This window comes from Bacillus sp. 7894-2 (assembly GCF_002272225.1).
Lineage (GTDB): Bacteria > Bacillota > Bacilli > Bacillales > Cytobacillaceae > Cytobacillus.
The window spans coordinates 59,841-74,773 of sequence record NZ_NPDG01000057.1; the positions used below are offsets into that span (position 1 = coordinate 59,841).

Annotated in this window: 17 protein-coding genes; 13 read left to right on the plus strand and 4 right to left on the minus strand. The window is 41.5% G+C overall.

Annotated elements, in window-relative coordinates; genetic code table 11:
• Positions 1 to 117: 117 nt before the first annotated feature.
• The 7 genes from CHI10_RS08245 (at position 118) to CHI10_RS08275 (ending at position 6,558) form a co-directional block, all read left to right on the plus strand.
• The gene (locus CHI10_RS08245) at positions 118 to 894 is read left to right on the plus strand and encodes an enoyl-CoA hydratase-related protein (protein ID WP_095243843.1); all 777 of its coding nucleotides are present in this window, start codon (positions 118 to 120) and stop codon (positions 892 to 894) included.
• A 190-nt stretch (positions 895 to 1,084) separates the two neighbouring features.
• Positions 1,085 to 2,095: an ABC transporter substrate-binding protein gene (locus CHI10_RS08250; RefSeq protein WP_095243844.1), complete on the plus strand. Its 1,011-nt coding sequence runs from the start codon at positions 1,085 to 1,087 to the stop codon at positions 2,093 to 2,095.
• Positions 2,096 to 2,141: 46 nt separating this feature from the next.
• The gene (locus CHI10_RS08255) at positions 2,142 to 3,164 is read left to right on the plus strand and encodes an ABC transporter permease (RefSeq protein ID WP_095243845.1); all 1,023 of its coding nucleotides are present in this window, start codon (positions 2,142 to 2,144) and stop codon (positions 3,162 to 3,164) included.
• Positions 3,139 to 3,933 (plus strand): ABC transporter ATP-binding protein, encoded by a 795-nt coding sequence (locus CHI10_RS08260; protein WP_095243883.1) that lies wholly within the window; start codon positions 3,139 to 3,141, stop codon positions 3,931 to 3,933. Before CHI10_RS08255 ends, CHI10_RS08260 begins: the two co-directional genes overlap by 26 nt.
• A gap of 142 nt (positions 3,934 to 4,075) precedes the next feature.
• Positions 4,076 to 4,804: an AzlC family ABC transporter permease gene (locus CHI10_RS08265; protein WP_095243846.1), complete on the plus strand. Its 729-nt coding sequence runs from the start codon at positions 4,076 to 4,078 to the stop codon at positions 4,802 to 4,804.
• Entirely contained in the window at positions 4,797 to 5,102 is a 306-nt protein-coding gene (locus CHI10_RS08270; RefSeq protein WP_009331384.1) for an AzlD domain-containing protein, read from the plus strand. The genes CHI10_RS08265 and CHI10_RS08270 overlap by 8 nt, the downstream gene beginning before the upstream one ends.
• 163 nt (positions 5,103 to 5,265) lie before the next feature.
• The gene (locus CHI10_RS08275) at positions 5,266 to 6,558 is read left to right on the plus strand and encodes a M48 family metallopeptidase (RefSeq protein WP_095243847.1); all 1,293 of its coding nucleotides are present in this window, start codon (positions 5,266 to 5,268) and stop codon (positions 6,556 to 6,558) included.
• Between the two features lie 44 nt (positions 6,559 to 6,602).
• Here the strand turns inward: CHI10_RS08275 and CHI10_RS08280 are convergent, their stop codons facing one another.
• A complete protein-coding gene (locus CHI10_RS08280; protein WP_095243848.1) occupies positions 6,603 to 7,247 on the minus strand; it encodes a Type 1 glutamine amidotransferase-like domain-containing protein in 645 nt (214 codons plus the stop codon).
• Between the two features lie 62 nt (positions 7,248 to 7,309).
• Positions 7,310 to 7,546: an IDEAL domain-containing protein gene (locus tag CHI10_RS08285; RefSeq protein ID WP_095243849.1), complete on the minus strand. Its 237-nt coding sequence runs from the start codon at positions 7,544 to 7,546 to the stop codon at positions 7,310 to 7,312.
• Positions 7,547 to 7,746: 200 nt separating this feature from the next.
• Between CHI10_RS08285 and CHI10_RS08290 the strand changes: the two genes are divergently transcribed.
• Positions 7,747 to 8,301 carry a competence protein ComK gene (locus tag CHI10_RS08290; protein WP_095243850.1) on the plus strand — a complete coding sequence of 185 codons (555 nt, stop codon included), beginning with the start codon at positions 7,747 to 7,749 and terminating at the stop codon, positions 8,299 to 8,301.
• A 104-nt stretch (positions 8,302 to 8,405) separates the two neighbouring features.
• Here CHI10_RS08290 and CHI10_RS08295 read toward each other — a convergent pair whose 3' ends face one another.
• Entirely contained in the window at positions 8,406 to 8,795 is a 390-nt protein-coding gene (locus tag CHI10_RS08295; protein WP_095243851.1) for a YhjD family protein, read from the minus strand.
• A 230-nt stretch (positions 8,796 to 9,025) separates the two neighbouring features.
• Here CHI10_RS08295 and CHI10_RS08300 point away from each other — a divergent pair, with 230 nt between their 5' ends.
• From CHI10_RS08300 to lepB, 4 genes are all read left to right on the plus strand, one after another.
• Positions 9,026 to 11,011, plus strand: a complete 1,986-nt coding sequence (locus tag CHI10_RS08300; RefSeq protein ID WP_095243852.1) for a S9 family peptidase — start codon at positions 9,026 to 9,028, stop codon at positions 11,009 to 11,011.
• A 263-nt stretch (positions 11,012 to 11,274) separates the two neighbouring features.
• Positions 11,275 to 12,204 carry an LCP family protein gene (locus CHI10_RS08305; protein ID WP_179288978.1) on the plus strand — a complete coding sequence of 310 codons (930 nt, stop codon included), beginning with the start codon at positions 11,275 to 11,277 and terminating at the stop codon, positions 12,202 to 12,204.
• 128 nt (positions 12,205 to 12,332) lie between these two features.
• The gene (locus tag CHI10_RS08310; protein ID WP_095243854.1) at positions 12,333 to 12,956 is read left to right on the plus strand and encodes a TVP38/TMEM64 family protein; all 624 of its coding nucleotides are present in this window, start codon (positions 12,333 to 12,335) and stop codon (positions 12,954 to 12,956) included.
• Between the two features lie 27 nt (positions 12,957 to 12,983).
• Positions 12,984 to 13,538 (plus strand): signal peptidase I, encoded by a 555-nt coding sequence (gene lepB / locus CHI10_RS08315; protein WP_095243884.1) that lies wholly within the window; start codon positions 12,984 to 12,986, stop codon positions 13,536 to 13,538.
• 63 nt (positions 13,539 to 13,601) lie between these two features.
• Here lepB and CHI10_RS08320 read toward each other — a convergent pair whose 3' ends face one another.
• Positions 13,602 to 13,928 carry a hypothetical protein gene (locus tag CHI10_RS08320; protein ID WP_095243855.1) on the minus strand — a complete coding sequence of 109 codons (327 nt, stop codon included), beginning with the start codon at positions 13,926 to 13,928 and terminating at the stop codon, positions 13,602 to 13,604.
• Between the two features lie 245 nt (positions 13,929 to 14,173).
• Here CHI10_RS08320 and fabG point away from each other — a divergent pair, with 245 nt between their 5' ends.
• On the plus strand, positions 14,174 to 14,914 hold the full coding sequence (fabG, locus tag CHI10_RS08325) for a 3-oxoacyl-ACP reductase FabG (RefSeq protein ID WP_095243856.1): 741 nt from the start codon (positions 14,174 to 14,176) through the stop codon (positions 14,912 to 14,914).
• Positions 14,915 to 14,933: the final 19 nt, after the last annotated feature.

Sequence of the window (14,933 nt, forward strand, 5' to 3'; positions counted from 1 at the left end):
GGGCAGGCATGGCATTTGTCTGTCCTTTTCTATTCTTCATTTGAATAGCTAAATCTGAAAGGGTTTTCGCGAAATTTATCGAATTATTAGATAGCAAAAGAAAGAGGAGAGATACATATGAGTTCTATTGCAGTTGAAAAAAAAGGTCATATTGCGGTAGTGACGATTAACCGCCCTGATGCAATGAATGCTTTTAATTATGAAACTTTGTCGGAGCTCCAGGAATCAGTTGAAAAACTGCGCACCAGTCCTGATGTTCGTGTTGTTATTTTTACAGGGGCTGGAGAAAAAGCTTTCAGCGTCGGAGCGGATCTTAAAGAGCGCAGGACACTAACTGACGTGGAAGTACGCAGAAATGTATATAAAATAGGTGAGGTATTCTCCCTGGTTGATCAGCTTCCGCAGCCTACTATCGCTGCTATAAACGGTTTTGCGTTCGGTGGCGGGATGGAATTGGCACTATCCTGCGACTTCCGCATTGCAGTTTCCGGCACTTCCATGGGACTCACAGAAACAAGCTTAGCCATCATACCTGGTGCAGGCGGCACACAGAGGCTGCCAAGACTGATTGGCCAGGCTAAAGCCCTTGAATTAATTTTGACTGCAAAAAGGCTAACTTCTGAAGAAGCACTTGCTTACGGCATCCTTACTAAAGTGGCTGAAAAGGATAATCTCTTAAATGATTGTTTTGAATTTGCCGGACAAATGCTTAACAATGGACCACTTGCCCTTCAGCAGGCTAAATTTGCTGTAAAGCATGGCATGGGCGTTGATTTGCAGACCGGGCTGCAGATTGAAAGAAAGGCATACGAAGTTATTATCCCGACGGAAGATAGAGTTGAAGCACTTTCAGCTTTTGCCGAAAAAAGAAAACCTGAGTTTAAAGGGAAATAAAATAAATAAGCATTATGAGACACCGCAGCATTTTTGGCGGTGTTTTTTTATTAATATAATTAATTTTTTGAAAATTGTTAAAAAATCTCTTGAATCGTACAGCTATTGACTATATAATTTAGTGAATAAAAGCATAAAAGCATAAAAGTAATAAAGTGAAAGGATAGAGATAAAAGGGGGCTCAACCAGTATGTTAGAGAGAGTAAAAACATTTAAAGCTATAGCTGCGGCAGGTCTTATAGGAACTTTACTGCTAAGCGGCTGCGGAAGTGAAAGTACAAATGGGGAAGACGGCTCTGCGGATAAAGAAAAGGGAGAGTCAATCAATATAGGAGTTACTCAGATTGTCGAGCATCCTTCGTTAGATGCGGCACTGGAAGGTTTTAAAAAGGCATTAGAGGATTCAGGCATTGAAGCAAGCTATGATGTCCAGATTGCGCAGGGGGACCAGAATAATAATCAATCCATTGCCAATAATTTTGCCGGAGATGGAGTAGACCTGATCTTTGCCAACTCTACCCCCAGTGCATTAAGTGCACTCAATGCAACGAAGGATATACCAATTGTATTTACTTCAGTAACTGATCCAGTGGGAGCACAATTAGTAAAATCAATAGAATCTCCAGAAGGAAATATAACTGGAACAACAGATGCGCATCCTGATGCGATACCCAACATGGTTAAATTTATAGATGAACAGTTTGAGGCCGAAACGGTGGGTGTTATTTACAATTCCGGAGAACAAAATTCAGAGGTGCAGATTGAAAAGGTGAAGGAAGCCCTGTCAGGTACAGATATGAAATTGGCCGAAGCTACCGTATCTAATTCTTCCGAAGTGAAGCAGGCTGCTGAATCACTTGTCGGAAAAGCAGATGCCATCTATATTATTACGGATAATACAGTCGTTTCCGCTTTGGAATCCGTTATTCAGGTTTCAAACGACAATGATATCCCGCTTTTCGTGGGAGAGCTGGATTCTGTTAAACGCGGGGGCTTTGCTGCTTACGGATTTGACTATGAAGATATTGGATATGAAGCCGGGGAAATGGCGGCAAAAATCCTAAAAGAAGGCAAGAAGCCATCCGAACTGCCTGTCCAATATCCTCAGAATCTAAAGCTGGTAATCAATAAAAAGGCTGCAGAAGAAATGGGTATTGACTTAAAAGAGGGTTGGAACGGGCTAGCTGAGTTTGTGGAGTAGTGTCAGTAAATTATTAGAGCTTTTTCTAAAAGAAAGGAAGATTACTATGCCAACTGCCATCTTTGGCTCCATTGAAGCAGGTGCGATATATGCCTTAATGGCGCTGGGCGTTTACCTCTCATTCAGAATTTTAGATTTCCCCGATCTGACGGTGGATGGAAGCTTTGTAACGGGCGCATCTGTAGCAGCTGTCATGATAGTAGGAGGATACAATCCTTTTTTGGCAACAATGGCAGCTATGCTTGCAGGCTTTGTCGCCGGCTGCTTCACTGGGCTGCTCCATACAAAAGGCAAGATAAATGCCCTGCTGTCAGGTATTTTAATGATGATTGCATTATATTCTATCAATCTCCGGATTATGGGCAAGTCAAATGTTCCTCTGCTGTCTGAGGAAACGGCCATCACAAAGCTTACAGCATTCTGGCAGGGGCTTGGGATTGATCAGGCTATCCAAAGCCTGTTTGGGGCACTGGGAATGAGTTTTGTTCCTAAAACCTGGGGGATTCTATTTCTTATGCTGGTTTTGGCATTTGCTGTTAAGGTACTGATTGATCTGTTTTTAAAGACAGATATTGGATTGGCTATACGGGCGACAGGAGACAATGAGACGATGATCCGCAGCTTTTCTGCTGACACAGACCTCCTGAAGATAGCCGGCTTGGGTATTTCAAACGCACTGGTGGCATTTTCAGGAGCCTTAGTGGCACAGTATAACGGATTCAGTGATGTCGGAATGGGAATCGGGATGATCATCATCGGGCTTGCATCCGTAATCATCGGAGAAGCAATTTTCGGTGCAAAAACAATTGTCAGAGCTACACTGGCTGTCATCGGAGGAGCCATTCTATATCGGATTATCGTAACTCTTGCATTGAGAGTGGAATTCCTTGAAACAGGAGATATGAAGCTGATCACTGCAGTAATCGTGATTGGTGCGCTGATTCTGCCCAAGCTTTTTCAGCAGCAGAAGGAGAAGCAGAGAAAGCGCAGGAGATTGGCAGAAGCGAAAAAAACGAATGCTTATGGGAAAAGTGGTGAACAATTTGCTGCAATTAAATCAGATTCATAAAGTGTTTAATGAAGGAACACCAGATGAAAAAACAGCTCTCCACAAAATCCATCTTCACCTGAAACCAGGGGACTTCATGACGGTTATCGGCAGTAATGGAGCGGGAAAATCCACTCTTATGAATATGATTTCTGGCAAATTGGTTCCTGATATGGGAGAAGTGCTGGTTGATGGAAAGGATGTCACTCTCGTTAAGGAACATAAAAGATCCAGGCTGATTGGACGTGTTTTCCAGGATCCGATGGCTGGAACAGCCCCTGCTATGACGATAGAGGAAAATCTGGCCATTGCTTATGCGAGAACTGCGGCGCGCGGACTTCGCAAAGGGGTTTCCAGGAAACGGCGTGACTTTTTCCAGAGTCATCTGGAAATGCTTCATCTGGGATTGGAAAATAGACTTTCAGCAAAAGTTGGATTGCTGTCAGGTGGAGAACGGCAGGCGCTCTCCCTTCTGATGGCGACATTCACAGAGCCTAAAATATTACTTTTGGACGAACATACCGCTGCCTTGGACCCGGCTCGTGCAGAATTAATTACCAGCCTCACGAAAGAGATTGTGGAAAAATATAATCTTACCACATTAATGGTAACCCACAATATGCAGCAGGCTCTTGACCTGGGAAATAGGCTGATCATGATGGATAAAGGCCAGATCATTTTTGAAACAAATGAGGAAGAGAAGAAAGATTTGACAGTGGAAAAACTGCTGGAGGAATTCCAGAAAATCCGCGGAGAGAAAATGAACAGCGACAAGGCGATTCTTATTTAGACGTGTGGACCGGACAAGGTTTTTGCCTTGTTCGGATTTTTTGTTCAAGCGGCATTAATCCAATAACATATTCTTCTAATTTTAAGTCTATTATAGTATAATTTTTAGAACCTTTTATTATATTTTTTAGGCGGTGAGCATCATGGCAGAACTTGCAGTCGGCAAGCCTTCCGGTGAAATTAGAAAAGGGGTGCAGGCGGGAATCAGTATCGCGATAGGATATGCACCCATTGCTTTAACATTTGGGCTGCTTGCCAAAACAACCGGCCTTACAATAGGGGAAACAGTTTTAATGAGTTTACTGGTATTTGCCGGGGCAGCACAGTACATATCCCTGAGCCTGCTTACACTTGGGACAGGCATATTTGAAATTGTCCTAACAACTTTTATAGTGAATATCAGGCACTTTTTGATGTCTACCTCTCTTAATGAAAAGTGGGAAGATGAACAGGCAGCCAACAAGGTGATTTTAGCATTTGGGATTACAGATGAAACCTTTTCAGTTGCCGCTGTGCGTGAAGAAAAGGTAACAAGCGGGTATATGCTTGGGCTCATATCAGTTTCCTATGCAAGCTGGGTCATTTGTTCGGGGCTTGGGCATCTTATTGGGGCGAGCCTTCCACAGACCTTGCAGGAAAGCATGTCTGTTGCTCTTTATGCCATGTTTGTCGGCCTTCTCGTTCCGTCTATGAAAAAGAGTTTAAAAGTTGTTTTTCTTGCCGCACTTGCAGCGTGTTTTAACACAATTTTCACTTTGACTAATACGCTATCGACAGGCTGGGCAATTGTAGTGGCCACGCTTTTATCGGCTGTAATAGTGGAATGGATTGAAAGTGTAAAAAACAGGAGCAGGGGGCAGGAGCATGAGTAGCCATATTGTGTGGATGATTGTTGGAATGGCAGCAGTTACTTATATCCCAAGGCTGCTGCCTTTTGTGCTTTTTAAAGGGAAGGAGCTTCCCGGCTTTGTTCAGGGGATATTAAAGAATGTGCCTTATGCGACATTAGGGGCACTCATTTTTCCGGGTATTCTGTTTATAAATGAAGATATTTGGTTTGGTCTGCTCGGTGCAGCTGCTGCTTTTCTGGCAGCCTTTTTAGGAGCAAATGTAATTGTCGTTGTGCTGGGATCGATCGCTGTGTTATCTGTATATTCTTTCTTGTTTTAGAAAAGATAATGATGGATGTTCTTTAGCCGGTTCCTTCTTGAACCGGCTTTTTCAATAGAACTGCTGGAATAGAAAGAAATGATTGTCCCATCAAATGAGTTCTATTTACAGATTTTTATACTAAACTAAATATAGAAAGGTTGTACCATAGGAGGGGAATTGGATGGCGCGGAAATTAGGTTTTTATGGGGCCCTGGCCTTTTTCGTATACGGTTTATTTTTTTATTGGTATCTATTCTATTTTGCTGACACCAGTCTGCCCTTTGAGTATGAAGGGTCACGGGCAGATCCGGCAACTTTCCTGAACGGCAGGGAACTGATGCTCAGTGAGGAATATTCTAAAATAAGAAACCTGCTGTTTTTTATTTCTACACCTTTTGAATGGATATTTTATTTATTTATTCTTTTATTTGGCTTATCAAAGGCTTTCAAAAAGTGGGCGGAACAGACTGCGCCATTTAAATTCCTGCAAACGGCAATCTATTTGATTTGGCTTTCTTTTTTCGCCTTTATTGCCACGATGCCATTAAGCTATATCAGCTTTTCGCTTTCAAAAACGTATAATATCTCCACTCAGAGCTTCAGTGGGTGGATGAAGGATGAACTCATTGATTTTTGGGTTAATTATGGAATGATGCTTCTTATCGTGTCTGTTCTTTACTGGTTGATTAATAAGAGCAGGAAAAGATGGTGGCTTTACGCATGGCTATTATCAGTTCCATTTACCTTATTTATGATGTTTCTGCAGCCGGTTGTCATTGACCCTCTTTATAATGATTTTTATCCTTTAAAAGATAAGGAACTTGAAACGAAAATTCTTAATTTGGCCAATCAGGCTAAAATACCGGCTGAACATGTCTTTGAGGTCGATATGGCCGAGAAAACGAATGCGTTGAATGCATATGTAACAGGGATCGGCTCAAATTCAAGAATTGTTCTTTGGGACACAACTCTGAATAAATTAACTGAAGATCAAATTCTGTTTATAATGGCACATGAAATGGCCCACTATGTGGAGAAGCATATTTACATCGGAATTGGAGGATACTTGCTGCTTTCTCTGCTGGGGCTGTATTTGACAGCTAAACTAATGGAAAAAGCAGTAGATAAATGGGGAAGGGCGCTAAAAATTCCTGCAGTAAATGATATACGTTCCCTCCCGCTGTTTTTGATGATCCTTTCCATGCTGCTCTTTATTTCAAGCCCTCTTTCCAATCTTGTTTCACGGTATCAGGAAACAAGAGCAGACCGCTATGCCATTGAAATGACAAAGGATTCAAAAGCCGCAATAGAAACATTTCAGGAGCTGACCCGGGCTGGCTTAAGCCAGGTAAATCCGCCGCTTTTTGTGAAAGTATTCCGGTATGGGCATCCAACGATGCTTGAGCGGATTTCCATGCTGGAAGAATTTGAAATGGAACAGAGGCAGAAAGAACGGAAGCAGGCAGAGGAATGATTTGCTCATTATAACTAAAAAAGCAGGCCAAACGGCTTGCTTTTTTAAGTTTCATTTTTATAAATATGTATGTTTCCTTCATCGTCAGCCTGAATTTCATTGTGAAAATAGACGCCTGCATCATCGTCAATTCCATAACCGATCGCTGCATTGACTTTTCCTGCCGCTGCCTTGAGATTTTCCCGTTCATTCCACTTGGTAAAATGGACACTGATGGCGCAATTCCTGATTAACCCGAGCCCTTTCAAAAAGAGGTGCTGTCTTTTAAGGTTATCAATAGGGGGAATGATGCAATGTTCCGGAATGATCAGGGCGCCTGCCGAAAAGCCTGCTACTGGAATACCATTCATATACATCTTTCTAATGCATTCTCCGGTTTCACTATCCACAATGAATTTTCTGTAATTTTCTGTGTCACCGCCTCCAATAATGATGCCGGAACAGGACATTAATTCTTGAAGATAAGATTCTGCTGGGCCAGAGGAAAGCGGGAGATAGCAGAAATTCCTGGCTCCATTAGGAACTAAGGCAGAAGTATACTTATTCATATACATCTCCCAGCCATCCCTTTCCAAAAAGAGTATTGCTATTTTGCCATCCGAGCCGCAGGCAAGCTCTGTAAACATTTTTCCTAACCTTTGCCCGAATGGAGGGCTTCCGCCCATTAAAAATAAATGCCTGCTGTTCATTATTCCCCGCCTTCCTGACTAAAAATAAAATACCCCGCTGGTTGGCGGGGGCAAACTGATTTTTAAGTGCCAAAACGCTTGGAAAGTTCTTTGTATTGCTTCGAAAAATGCATAAATGCCGGTTTATTTCCTTCATCAATCGCCGCGTCTACTTTTTTCATCAGCTTTTCTCTTTCATTATTGAGCAGGATCTCTGAAATAAGCATTTCAAGGTAAAGATCCAGTACAAAAGATTCCTTAAGGTTTTTCCGCTTCGATCCACTCGTTTTCATTAAGTCGGTGTATGATTTTTCCTTCATGGAAATCACCCCTGAGCTTTTTAATATTATATGGAATTACCTTTGAATATTCAACTAAATTTTTTAAATTTTTAGAAAATATTTTCGGAATGTCGAAAATGTGAACAATTTCAAAACTATTGAACAAATTTGTAATTTTTTGATAAATTGGTGTTAATATGGAAAAAGTGAGAACGAAAAAGAAAAGGAGATGAAAACGTATGACCCAAAATATTCAAATAATCGAAGAATATGAAATCAATCCAAATACGATGATTATTAAACCTCTCTCTTATGGGATAAAAGTTTATTCGCAAATCTGGGAGCTTGATGATGAAGTAACTTCTCCCTTTAAGCCGATTGAAATAATTAAAAGCAGCTGCAAATATTTTGGTTCAAGCTATGAAGGAAGAAAAGAGGGTACACGCCAATTAACCGGCTTCACCCATAAAGCTCCGATAACGATTGACCCCACGAATTTCATTTATTTTTTCCCGACAGCTTCTCCAAGCAATCCGGAATGTATGTGGATTGCATTGGATCACATCAATTACTTCAAGCGGGCGGAGAATGCACAAACCCAAGTAGTGTTTAAGAACAAGCAAAGCTTTATAATTCCAGCCTCGTATACAACCCTTAATAACCAGGTGCTCAGAACAGCACTGCTGAAAACGACATTGACAAAAAGGATAGAAGATTCAGAGAGAAAGTCACATTACTATGCGAATGGTTCCAAAATAATGAATGCTTCGGAGAGAAAAGGAGCCTACCAATAGAGAAGGGCTGGAATTGAAGGACAACCAAGAAGCATGCGGAGTTTCATGCTTCTATTTTCCGTAGTATATTGCCTTATTAGCTGCAGGCTTTCTTATTGCAAATTTTAATTGGCTTTCCGGCTTTTCCCTGGTCCCGGCAAAGGTTTTTTAATAAGATAATAGGTCATTAGCTCCTGAACTTTATTGCGGATTCGGGGATTAAAGTAATTATGGTGTTCCTCATATCCCTTATACAGGAACATAAACATAGTAAATGCCTCATCCCTCTTTACTTCCTGTACCTTTAGCTGGTTTTTATTCATATAGCGTTTTACCTCAGAGAGTTCACTTTGAATGACCTTCATTGTTTCTTCAACCAAATCAAGATAAGGCTGTTTTAGTTTAAACGGGCTTTTATTAATGACAATGGAGTCACGATTTAAAACCGTCAGCACCATTGGCAGATAAATAGCCTGTTCCATGATATTACGGTCTTCCTCAGGAATTCTGGTCATATTGTTCTGCTCCCCTTAAATAATAGTATCCTGCCTTGTTAAAGAACATATGTTCTTATCCAATTTTACAAAGGAATGTTTTATCTTGCAAGAGCCTATATTTGTCGAAATACTGTTATACTTCATCATTTCCAATAATGAAAAAAAGTTTCAGCCTAAAGCTAATTGGGAAGGGATTTTATTTCTGATGTCGAAATAAGTAGAACACACAGTTAGGAAGGATGAAATAAATGACGAAAAAAAGACCAATTAAACCAGAAGACCTTTATCATTTAAAATCTGCAGCTGATCCGCAGCTTTCCAGGAATGGATATGATTTGGCTTTTGTCGAGACCAGAATGCTTGAAGAAGAAAATACATATAGTTCAAATGTTTTTTACATAAATACTGCAAAAAGCAATAAGCCTGTTCAGTGGACTTACGGCAAACACCGCAATCATTCACCCCGCTGGTCTCCAGATGGGGAGTTAATTGCATTTGTATCAGACAGAGGCGGGAAGTCACAGATTTATATAATGAGCAAAGCAGGCGGAGAAGCCAGACAGGTGACACATTGTGCAAATGGTGCTTCAAATCCTGTCTGGTCCCCTGATGGAAAGAAACTTGCCTTCAATCTTTCATTAAAACAGGGTGAAGCCGCAGAAACACTGGAAAATCAGGAAAAAAGGGAAGAAAAGCCAGTACCGATTGAGATAGATAAAATGAAGCACAAATCTGACGCTCAGGGTTTTTGGAACGGAAGGTACAGCCAGGTTGCCTTAATAGATATAGAAACTGGCGAGATGGAGCAGCTGACAACCGGAGAACATGATTTCCAATTGCAGGACTGGTCCCCAGATGGGGAATGGGTTGCTGTTACGGCAGATTTGAGTGAAGATAAGGATTTTTCTTTTCTAAGCGATGTGTATATCATCCATCTTGAAACAAAAGACATGAAAAAGATTACAAATGGTAATGGATATTTCGGAAGCGCTGCATGGTCCCCTGACGGAAAACACATAGGATTGTTCGGGCATGAAAGGGAATACGAAAATGCTACGCATACCAAAGTATGGGTGTATAACCTCAAATCTGAGCATTTGCAGTGCCTGACTGCAGAATTGGACATATTGGCTGGTGATTATGCCATTGGAGATTTCCAGCAGGGTGCAGTAACACCGGGAGTTCTTTGGGCAGAGGACAGCAGAAGCTTTTATTTCCTGGCAACTGATCATGGGAATACAGTTGTTTATTATGGCTCTTTAGATGGGGAATTGTATCCTGCCCTGCTGGATCAGCAGCATGTATATGGACTGACCACGGGTGGAACTATCAATAAAGCGGTTGTAGCCATCAGCAGGCCGTCATCTCCAGGGGAATTATTTTTACTTGATGTTCCGACAGGAGAATTAAAACAGCTGACAAAAGTCAATGAAGAGTTCCTGAGCGGAGTGGAGCTGGCAGATGCAGAGCCCATTCAGTTTAAATCTTCGGATGAGTGGGACCTCCATGGCTGGATCATGAAACCAGTCCATTTGAAAGAAGGCCAAAAAGCACCGCTTGTGCTTGAGATCCATGGCGGACCTCATGCTATGTATGCCAATTCTTATTTCCATGAATTCCAATGCCTCGCCGCAAAAGGCTATGCGGTTCTGTTTATCAATCCACGGGGAAGCCATGGATACGGCCAGCATTTTGTAGACGCTGTCAGAGGAGATTACGGAGGCAAGGATTATGAGGATATTATGGATGCGGTCGATTACGCGCTCGAAAACTTCGATTTCATCGATAAAGAACGGCTGGGCGTAACGGGAGGAAGCTATGGAGGCTTTATGACCAACTGGATTATTGGACACACCAGCAGGTTCAAGGCAGCTGTCACTCAGCGCTCCATTTCCAACTGGATCAGCTTTTATGGAGTAAGTGATATCGGCTACTATTTTACTGATTGGCAAATCAAGAGTGACATGAATGATATAGAAAAACTATGGAAACACTCTCCGCTTGCTTATGTGAATGACATAAATACACCACTCCTGATTCTGCACAGTGAAAAAGACTATCGCTGTCCAATCGAACAGGCAGAGCAACTATTCATTTCTTTAAAGCATAGGAAGAAAACAGCAAAATTTGTCCGGTTCCCTGAAGCCAATCATGAGCTTTCAAGAAGCGGAAAACCAAATTTGCGAATCAGCCGCCTAAACTATATAGCCGGCTGGTTTGATGAATATCTTTGAGGTAAAACCGCAGACCTTCGGGTTTGCGGTTTTTTCATAAGGCTGTAAAGGGACACAAAATTTGCCGATATAACAATGATGTCATTTTTTATGCAAGAAACTATTTAAAATAAATTGCAAAGAATCCAATTCATCTGCAAAATATAAGGTATACAGGATATACCAGCATAACTATCGAAACTTTTTAATGAACTATGCAGTCAAATATAGGTGAAGGTGTTAACACCCCTCCATAATTAGCTTTAAAGAAAGGACTTATACTTATGAGATCAGATAGATATGAAAAGAAGAAAAAGAAAGGAAAGTGGAGATCTGTCCTCCTAATTCTGCTACTCTTGATTGCAGGAACCCTTGGCTATTCGTATTTTCAGTTTAAGCAAGGTGTTTCCCAGACAGAAGGAGAAGCAAACATACAGACAGAAGAGTTTGAATTCAACGGCGAAAAAGATAAATATGGCGGAACAAATATCCTGATTCTTGGAAGTGATGCAAGGGGAGAGGAGAAATCAAGGGCTGATACCATAATGGTTGCACAGTATCATCCTGAAAAGGGCACATATAAGCTGATTTCTTTTATGAGAGACATGTATGTGGACATACCTGGCCATGGGCAAAACAGAATAAATTCTGCTCTTGCTTATGGAGGCCCTGAGTTATTGAGGCAGACGCTCAAAGAGAATTTCGATATAGATATCAAATATTACTCCATTGTTGACTTTGAAGGCTTTGTACATTTAATTGATGAAGCTTTTCCCAGAGGAGTAGAAATTGATGTGGAAAAAAGAATGTCTGCCAATATCGGTGTAACACTCGAACCTGGCCTGCAGCGGCTTGATGGAGAGCATCTCCTTGGGTACGTCAGGTTCAGGCAAGATGCAGTAGGGGACTTTGGAAGAGTAGAACGCCAGCAGAAGGTAATGAAAGAAGTAGCAAGCCAGTTTACAAGCCTTCAGACGATTACGAAGCTTCCAAAACTCATCGGGGTGGTAACTCCTTTTGTAAATACCAATATGAACACGGGAGATATTCTGTATATCGGAAAAGATTTCTTATCAAAGGATAACAGGAATGTAGAGACTCTTCGTGTTCCTGTTGATGGAACATTTGAGAACGAGAGAATTAATGGTGCTGCGGTTCTGGGCATAGATAAAGAGGCGAATAAAGCGGCAATCCATGAATTTCTTTCTAAATAAAAAAGTTAGAAACACTGTTTTTGCCGGATTAGGTGTACAATAAAAAGGGAAATGGTAAAACTAGGGGAAACTTATTTACCAAAACGAGTCGACTAAGGTATTGCTGCATAGTGGACAAGGAGATACTAATGGATTTTGAACTGCTCAAAGATTGGTTTACATTAGAGAATATAATGGATTTAATCCGGGAGTATCGTTCATTTGGACCTCTTCCGGGTATTCTGCTTCCAATGCTAGAAGCATTTTTGCCCTTTCTGCCTTTGTTTTTGTTTGTTATGGCAAATGCGAGTGCATTTGGTCTCTGGCTGGGATTTTTATACTCCTGGGTCGGAGCGGTCGCAGGAGCACTGATTGTTTTCCTGCTGGTCAGAAAATATGGCCAGAAACGAATACTCCGTTTTTTGAAAAAAAATAAGCAGGTACAGAAGCTTATGAAATGGGTTGAAAAGCATGGGTTTGGACCATTGTTCATCCTGCTTTGTTTTCCGTTTACACCTTCAGCGGTTGTCAATATTGTAGCTGGTCTTTCGAATATCAGTATCGCTCAATATATGCTGGCAGTCCTGACCGGAAAAATAGTGATGATTTTTACAATAAGCTTTGTCGGATATGATATCAGATCATTAATAACACAGCCAATTCGGACTGCTATTGTTGCCCTGGTCATTTTCATTCTTTGGTATGTCGGCAAAATTATTGAAATAAAGATGAATATGAGCGTAGAAAAAGAACGCGGGAATAAAAAGCATTGAATGCATAAGTACTAGGGGAGATGAATGGTGAAGGAAGGATTGAGAAAAGAAGGAGCGGAATGGCTGAAGGCTTTTGCAATAGGCATTATCATCTTTGCTTTTATACGGACTTTTTTCTTCTCCAATTACGTTGTCGAAGGTGAATCCATGATGCCTACCCTTCAGGATGGAAATAAGCTGATTGTCAATAAAATCGGCTATCAGGTCAGCGATTTAGAACGCTTTGACGTAATTGTTTTCCATCATAATGATGAAGAGGATTTTGTAAAAAGAATAATTGGAATGCCTGGGGATGAAATTGCATACCGTAATGATGAATTATTTATTAATGGCAGGAAAGTGGATGAGCCTTATTTGGATAAGTACCGGAAAGAAATCTCAGGAGGCAAATTGACAGGTGACTTTACACTGCTGGAGATGACGGGCACAGAAACTGTCCCGGAGGGCAAACTTTTTGTTATGGGAGATAATCGCCTCGGAAGCTGGGACAGCAGGCATTTTGGTTTTATTTCAGCCGGCCAGGTTGTAGGAAAAGTAAACCTGCGCTATTGGCCGCTTGATGAAATGGATGCGTCATTCTAACAGATCTTATAGTATAAGGGACTCGAATATTCGAGTCCCTTATTTTTGCAGAAAGAGCTAATCTTAAATAACATGCAAATTAGGATTATCCCTATATTCAGGTTCGCAGTTTACACACACGTTTTCATCATAATCAGTCATATTCACATCTTCACGATTATATTCAATTCCGCAAAGAGAACAGGTAACCATACTTTCTTCTTCCAGTTCTTCCGGGTGAACGGGGATAGCGTCATTGATATTGATAGGCTCTACGGTAATTCCGCGTGAATTGGCCATTTCGGCTTTTAAGTATTCCTTTGCGGATTCTTCACTTTCCCAAAATCCCAAGTCCCACAACAGCTCCTGGGCGTCTCCGTTTTGTGCCATCAATCCATAAACAACTTTCATGATAAATGCCCCTTTCCAATTTGCTGTCTATTGTTTTATATTTCTTAGCCTTTTTTGGCTGCGGTTAAACCGATTCAAGTAATTCCCAACAGTTCCCTTGAAAGACTGGAATCGTCGTTTAAGAATAATTGCAGGGGATACAGGAGAATCTGCGGGCTTTGTCGAATAAAAGCTGGTGTACATCTTACCGAATTATTTTAGTTTTTAATGTCGGAATTTTCGAACATATTGTGGGGGTGCGATTAATGAGACTTAAGGATAAAGTCGCCATTATTACAGGTGCAGCCAATGGGATTGGTCTCGCTGCAGCAGAAAGGTTTGCAGGTGAAGGAGCTGCAGTAGCCATGGCAGATTATGACGCGGACATGGGAATAACCAGGGCTCAAGAGCTCAAGGAAAAAGGATTAAATGTACAGTTCTTTCAGGTTAATGTGGCTGACAGGCAAAGCATAGACAGTATGGCGGAAGCTGTAAAAGCGGAATTTGGGAAAATTGACATCCTTATCAATAATGCCGGAATAACCAGGGACGGGATGCTTTCAAAGTTATCCCCGGATGATTTTCAGGCCGTTATGGATGTGAATCTGTCAGGTGTTTTCCATTGTACACAAGCAGTGCTTCCATTCATGCTGGAGCAGGGAAGGGGAAAAATTATCAATACATCTTCTGTTTCCGGAATTTATGGGAATGTCGGACAGACAAACTACGCTGCAGCCAAAGCGGGTGTGGTGGGAATGACCAAAACATGGGCAAAAGAACTCGGCCGAAAAGGAATTAACGTTAATGCCGTGGCCCCAGGATTTATCTCTACAGGCATGACCGCAAAAGTGCCGGAAAAGGTGATAGACCAAATGCAGGGCATGGTTCCGCTGGGCAGGCTGGGAAAACCGGAAGATATTGCGAATGCATATCTGTTTCTGGCTTCGGATGAATCTGATTATGTGAACGGCACGGTCCTGCATGTAGATGGCGGTATTATGATGTAATAACCTGATTCCGAGCGAG

Bases quoted from the DNA above. Each gene is read 5' to 3' on its own strand.
- CHI10_RS08245 (WP_095243843.1), top strand. From the start codon at position 118: ATGAGTTCTATTGCAGTTGAAAAAAAAGGTCATATTGCGGTAGTGACG.
- CHI10_RS08250 (WP_095243844.1), top strand. From the start codon at position 1,085: ATGTTAGAGAGAGTAAAAACATTTAAAGCTATAGCTGCGGCAGGTCTT.
- CHI10_RS08255 (WP_095243845.1), top strand. From the start codon at position 2,142: ATGCCAACTGCCATCTTTGGCTCCATTGAAGCAGGTGCGATATATGCC.
- CHI10_RS08265 (WP_095243846.1), top strand. From the start codon at position 4,076: ATGGCAGAACTTGCAGTCGGCAAGCCTTCCGGTGAAATTAGAAAAGGG.
- CHI10_RS08270 (WP_009331384.1), top strand. From the start codon at position 4,797: ATGAGTAGCCATATTGTGTGGATGATTGTTGGAATGGCAGCAGTTACT.
- CHI10_RS08275 (WP_095243847.1), top strand. From the start codon at position 5,266: ATGGCGCGGAAATTAGGTTTTTATGGGGCCCTGGCCTTTTTCGTATAC.
- CHI10_RS08280 (WP_095243848.1), bottom strand. From the start codon at position 7,247: ATGAACAGCAGGCATTTATTTTTAATGGGCGGAAGCCCTCCATTCGGG.
- CHI10_RS08285 (WP_095243849.1), bottom strand. From the start codon at position 7,546: ATGAAGGAAAAATCATACACCGACTTAATGAAAACGAGTGGATCGAAG.
- CHI10_RS08290 (WP_095243850.1), top strand. From the start codon at position 7,747: ATGACCCAAAATATTCAAATAATCGAAGAATATGAAATCAATCCAAAT.
- CHI10_RS08295 (WP_095243851.1), bottom strand. From the start codon at position 8,795: ATGACCAGAATTCCTGAGGAAGACCGTAATATCATGGAACAGGCTATT.
- CHI10_RS08300 (WP_095243852.1), top strand. From the start codon at position 9,026: ATGACGAAAAAAAGACCAATTAAACCAGAAGACCTTTATCATTTAAAA.
- CHI10_RS08305 (WP_179288978.1), top strand. From the start codon at position 11,275: ATGAGATCAGATAGATATGAAAAGAAGAAAAAGAAAGGAAAGTGGAGA.
- CHI10_RS08310 (WP_095243854.1), top strand. From the start codon at position 12,333: ATGGATTTTGAACTGCTCAAAGATTGGTTTACATTAGAGAATATAATG.
- CHI10_RS08320 (WP_095243855.1), bottom strand. From the start codon at position 13,928: ATGAAAGTTGTTTATGGATTGATGGCACAAAACGGAGACGCCCAGGAG.
- fabG (WP_095243856.1), top strand. From the start codon at position 14,174: ATGAGACTTAAGGATAAAGTCGCCATTATTACAGGTGCAGCCAATGGG.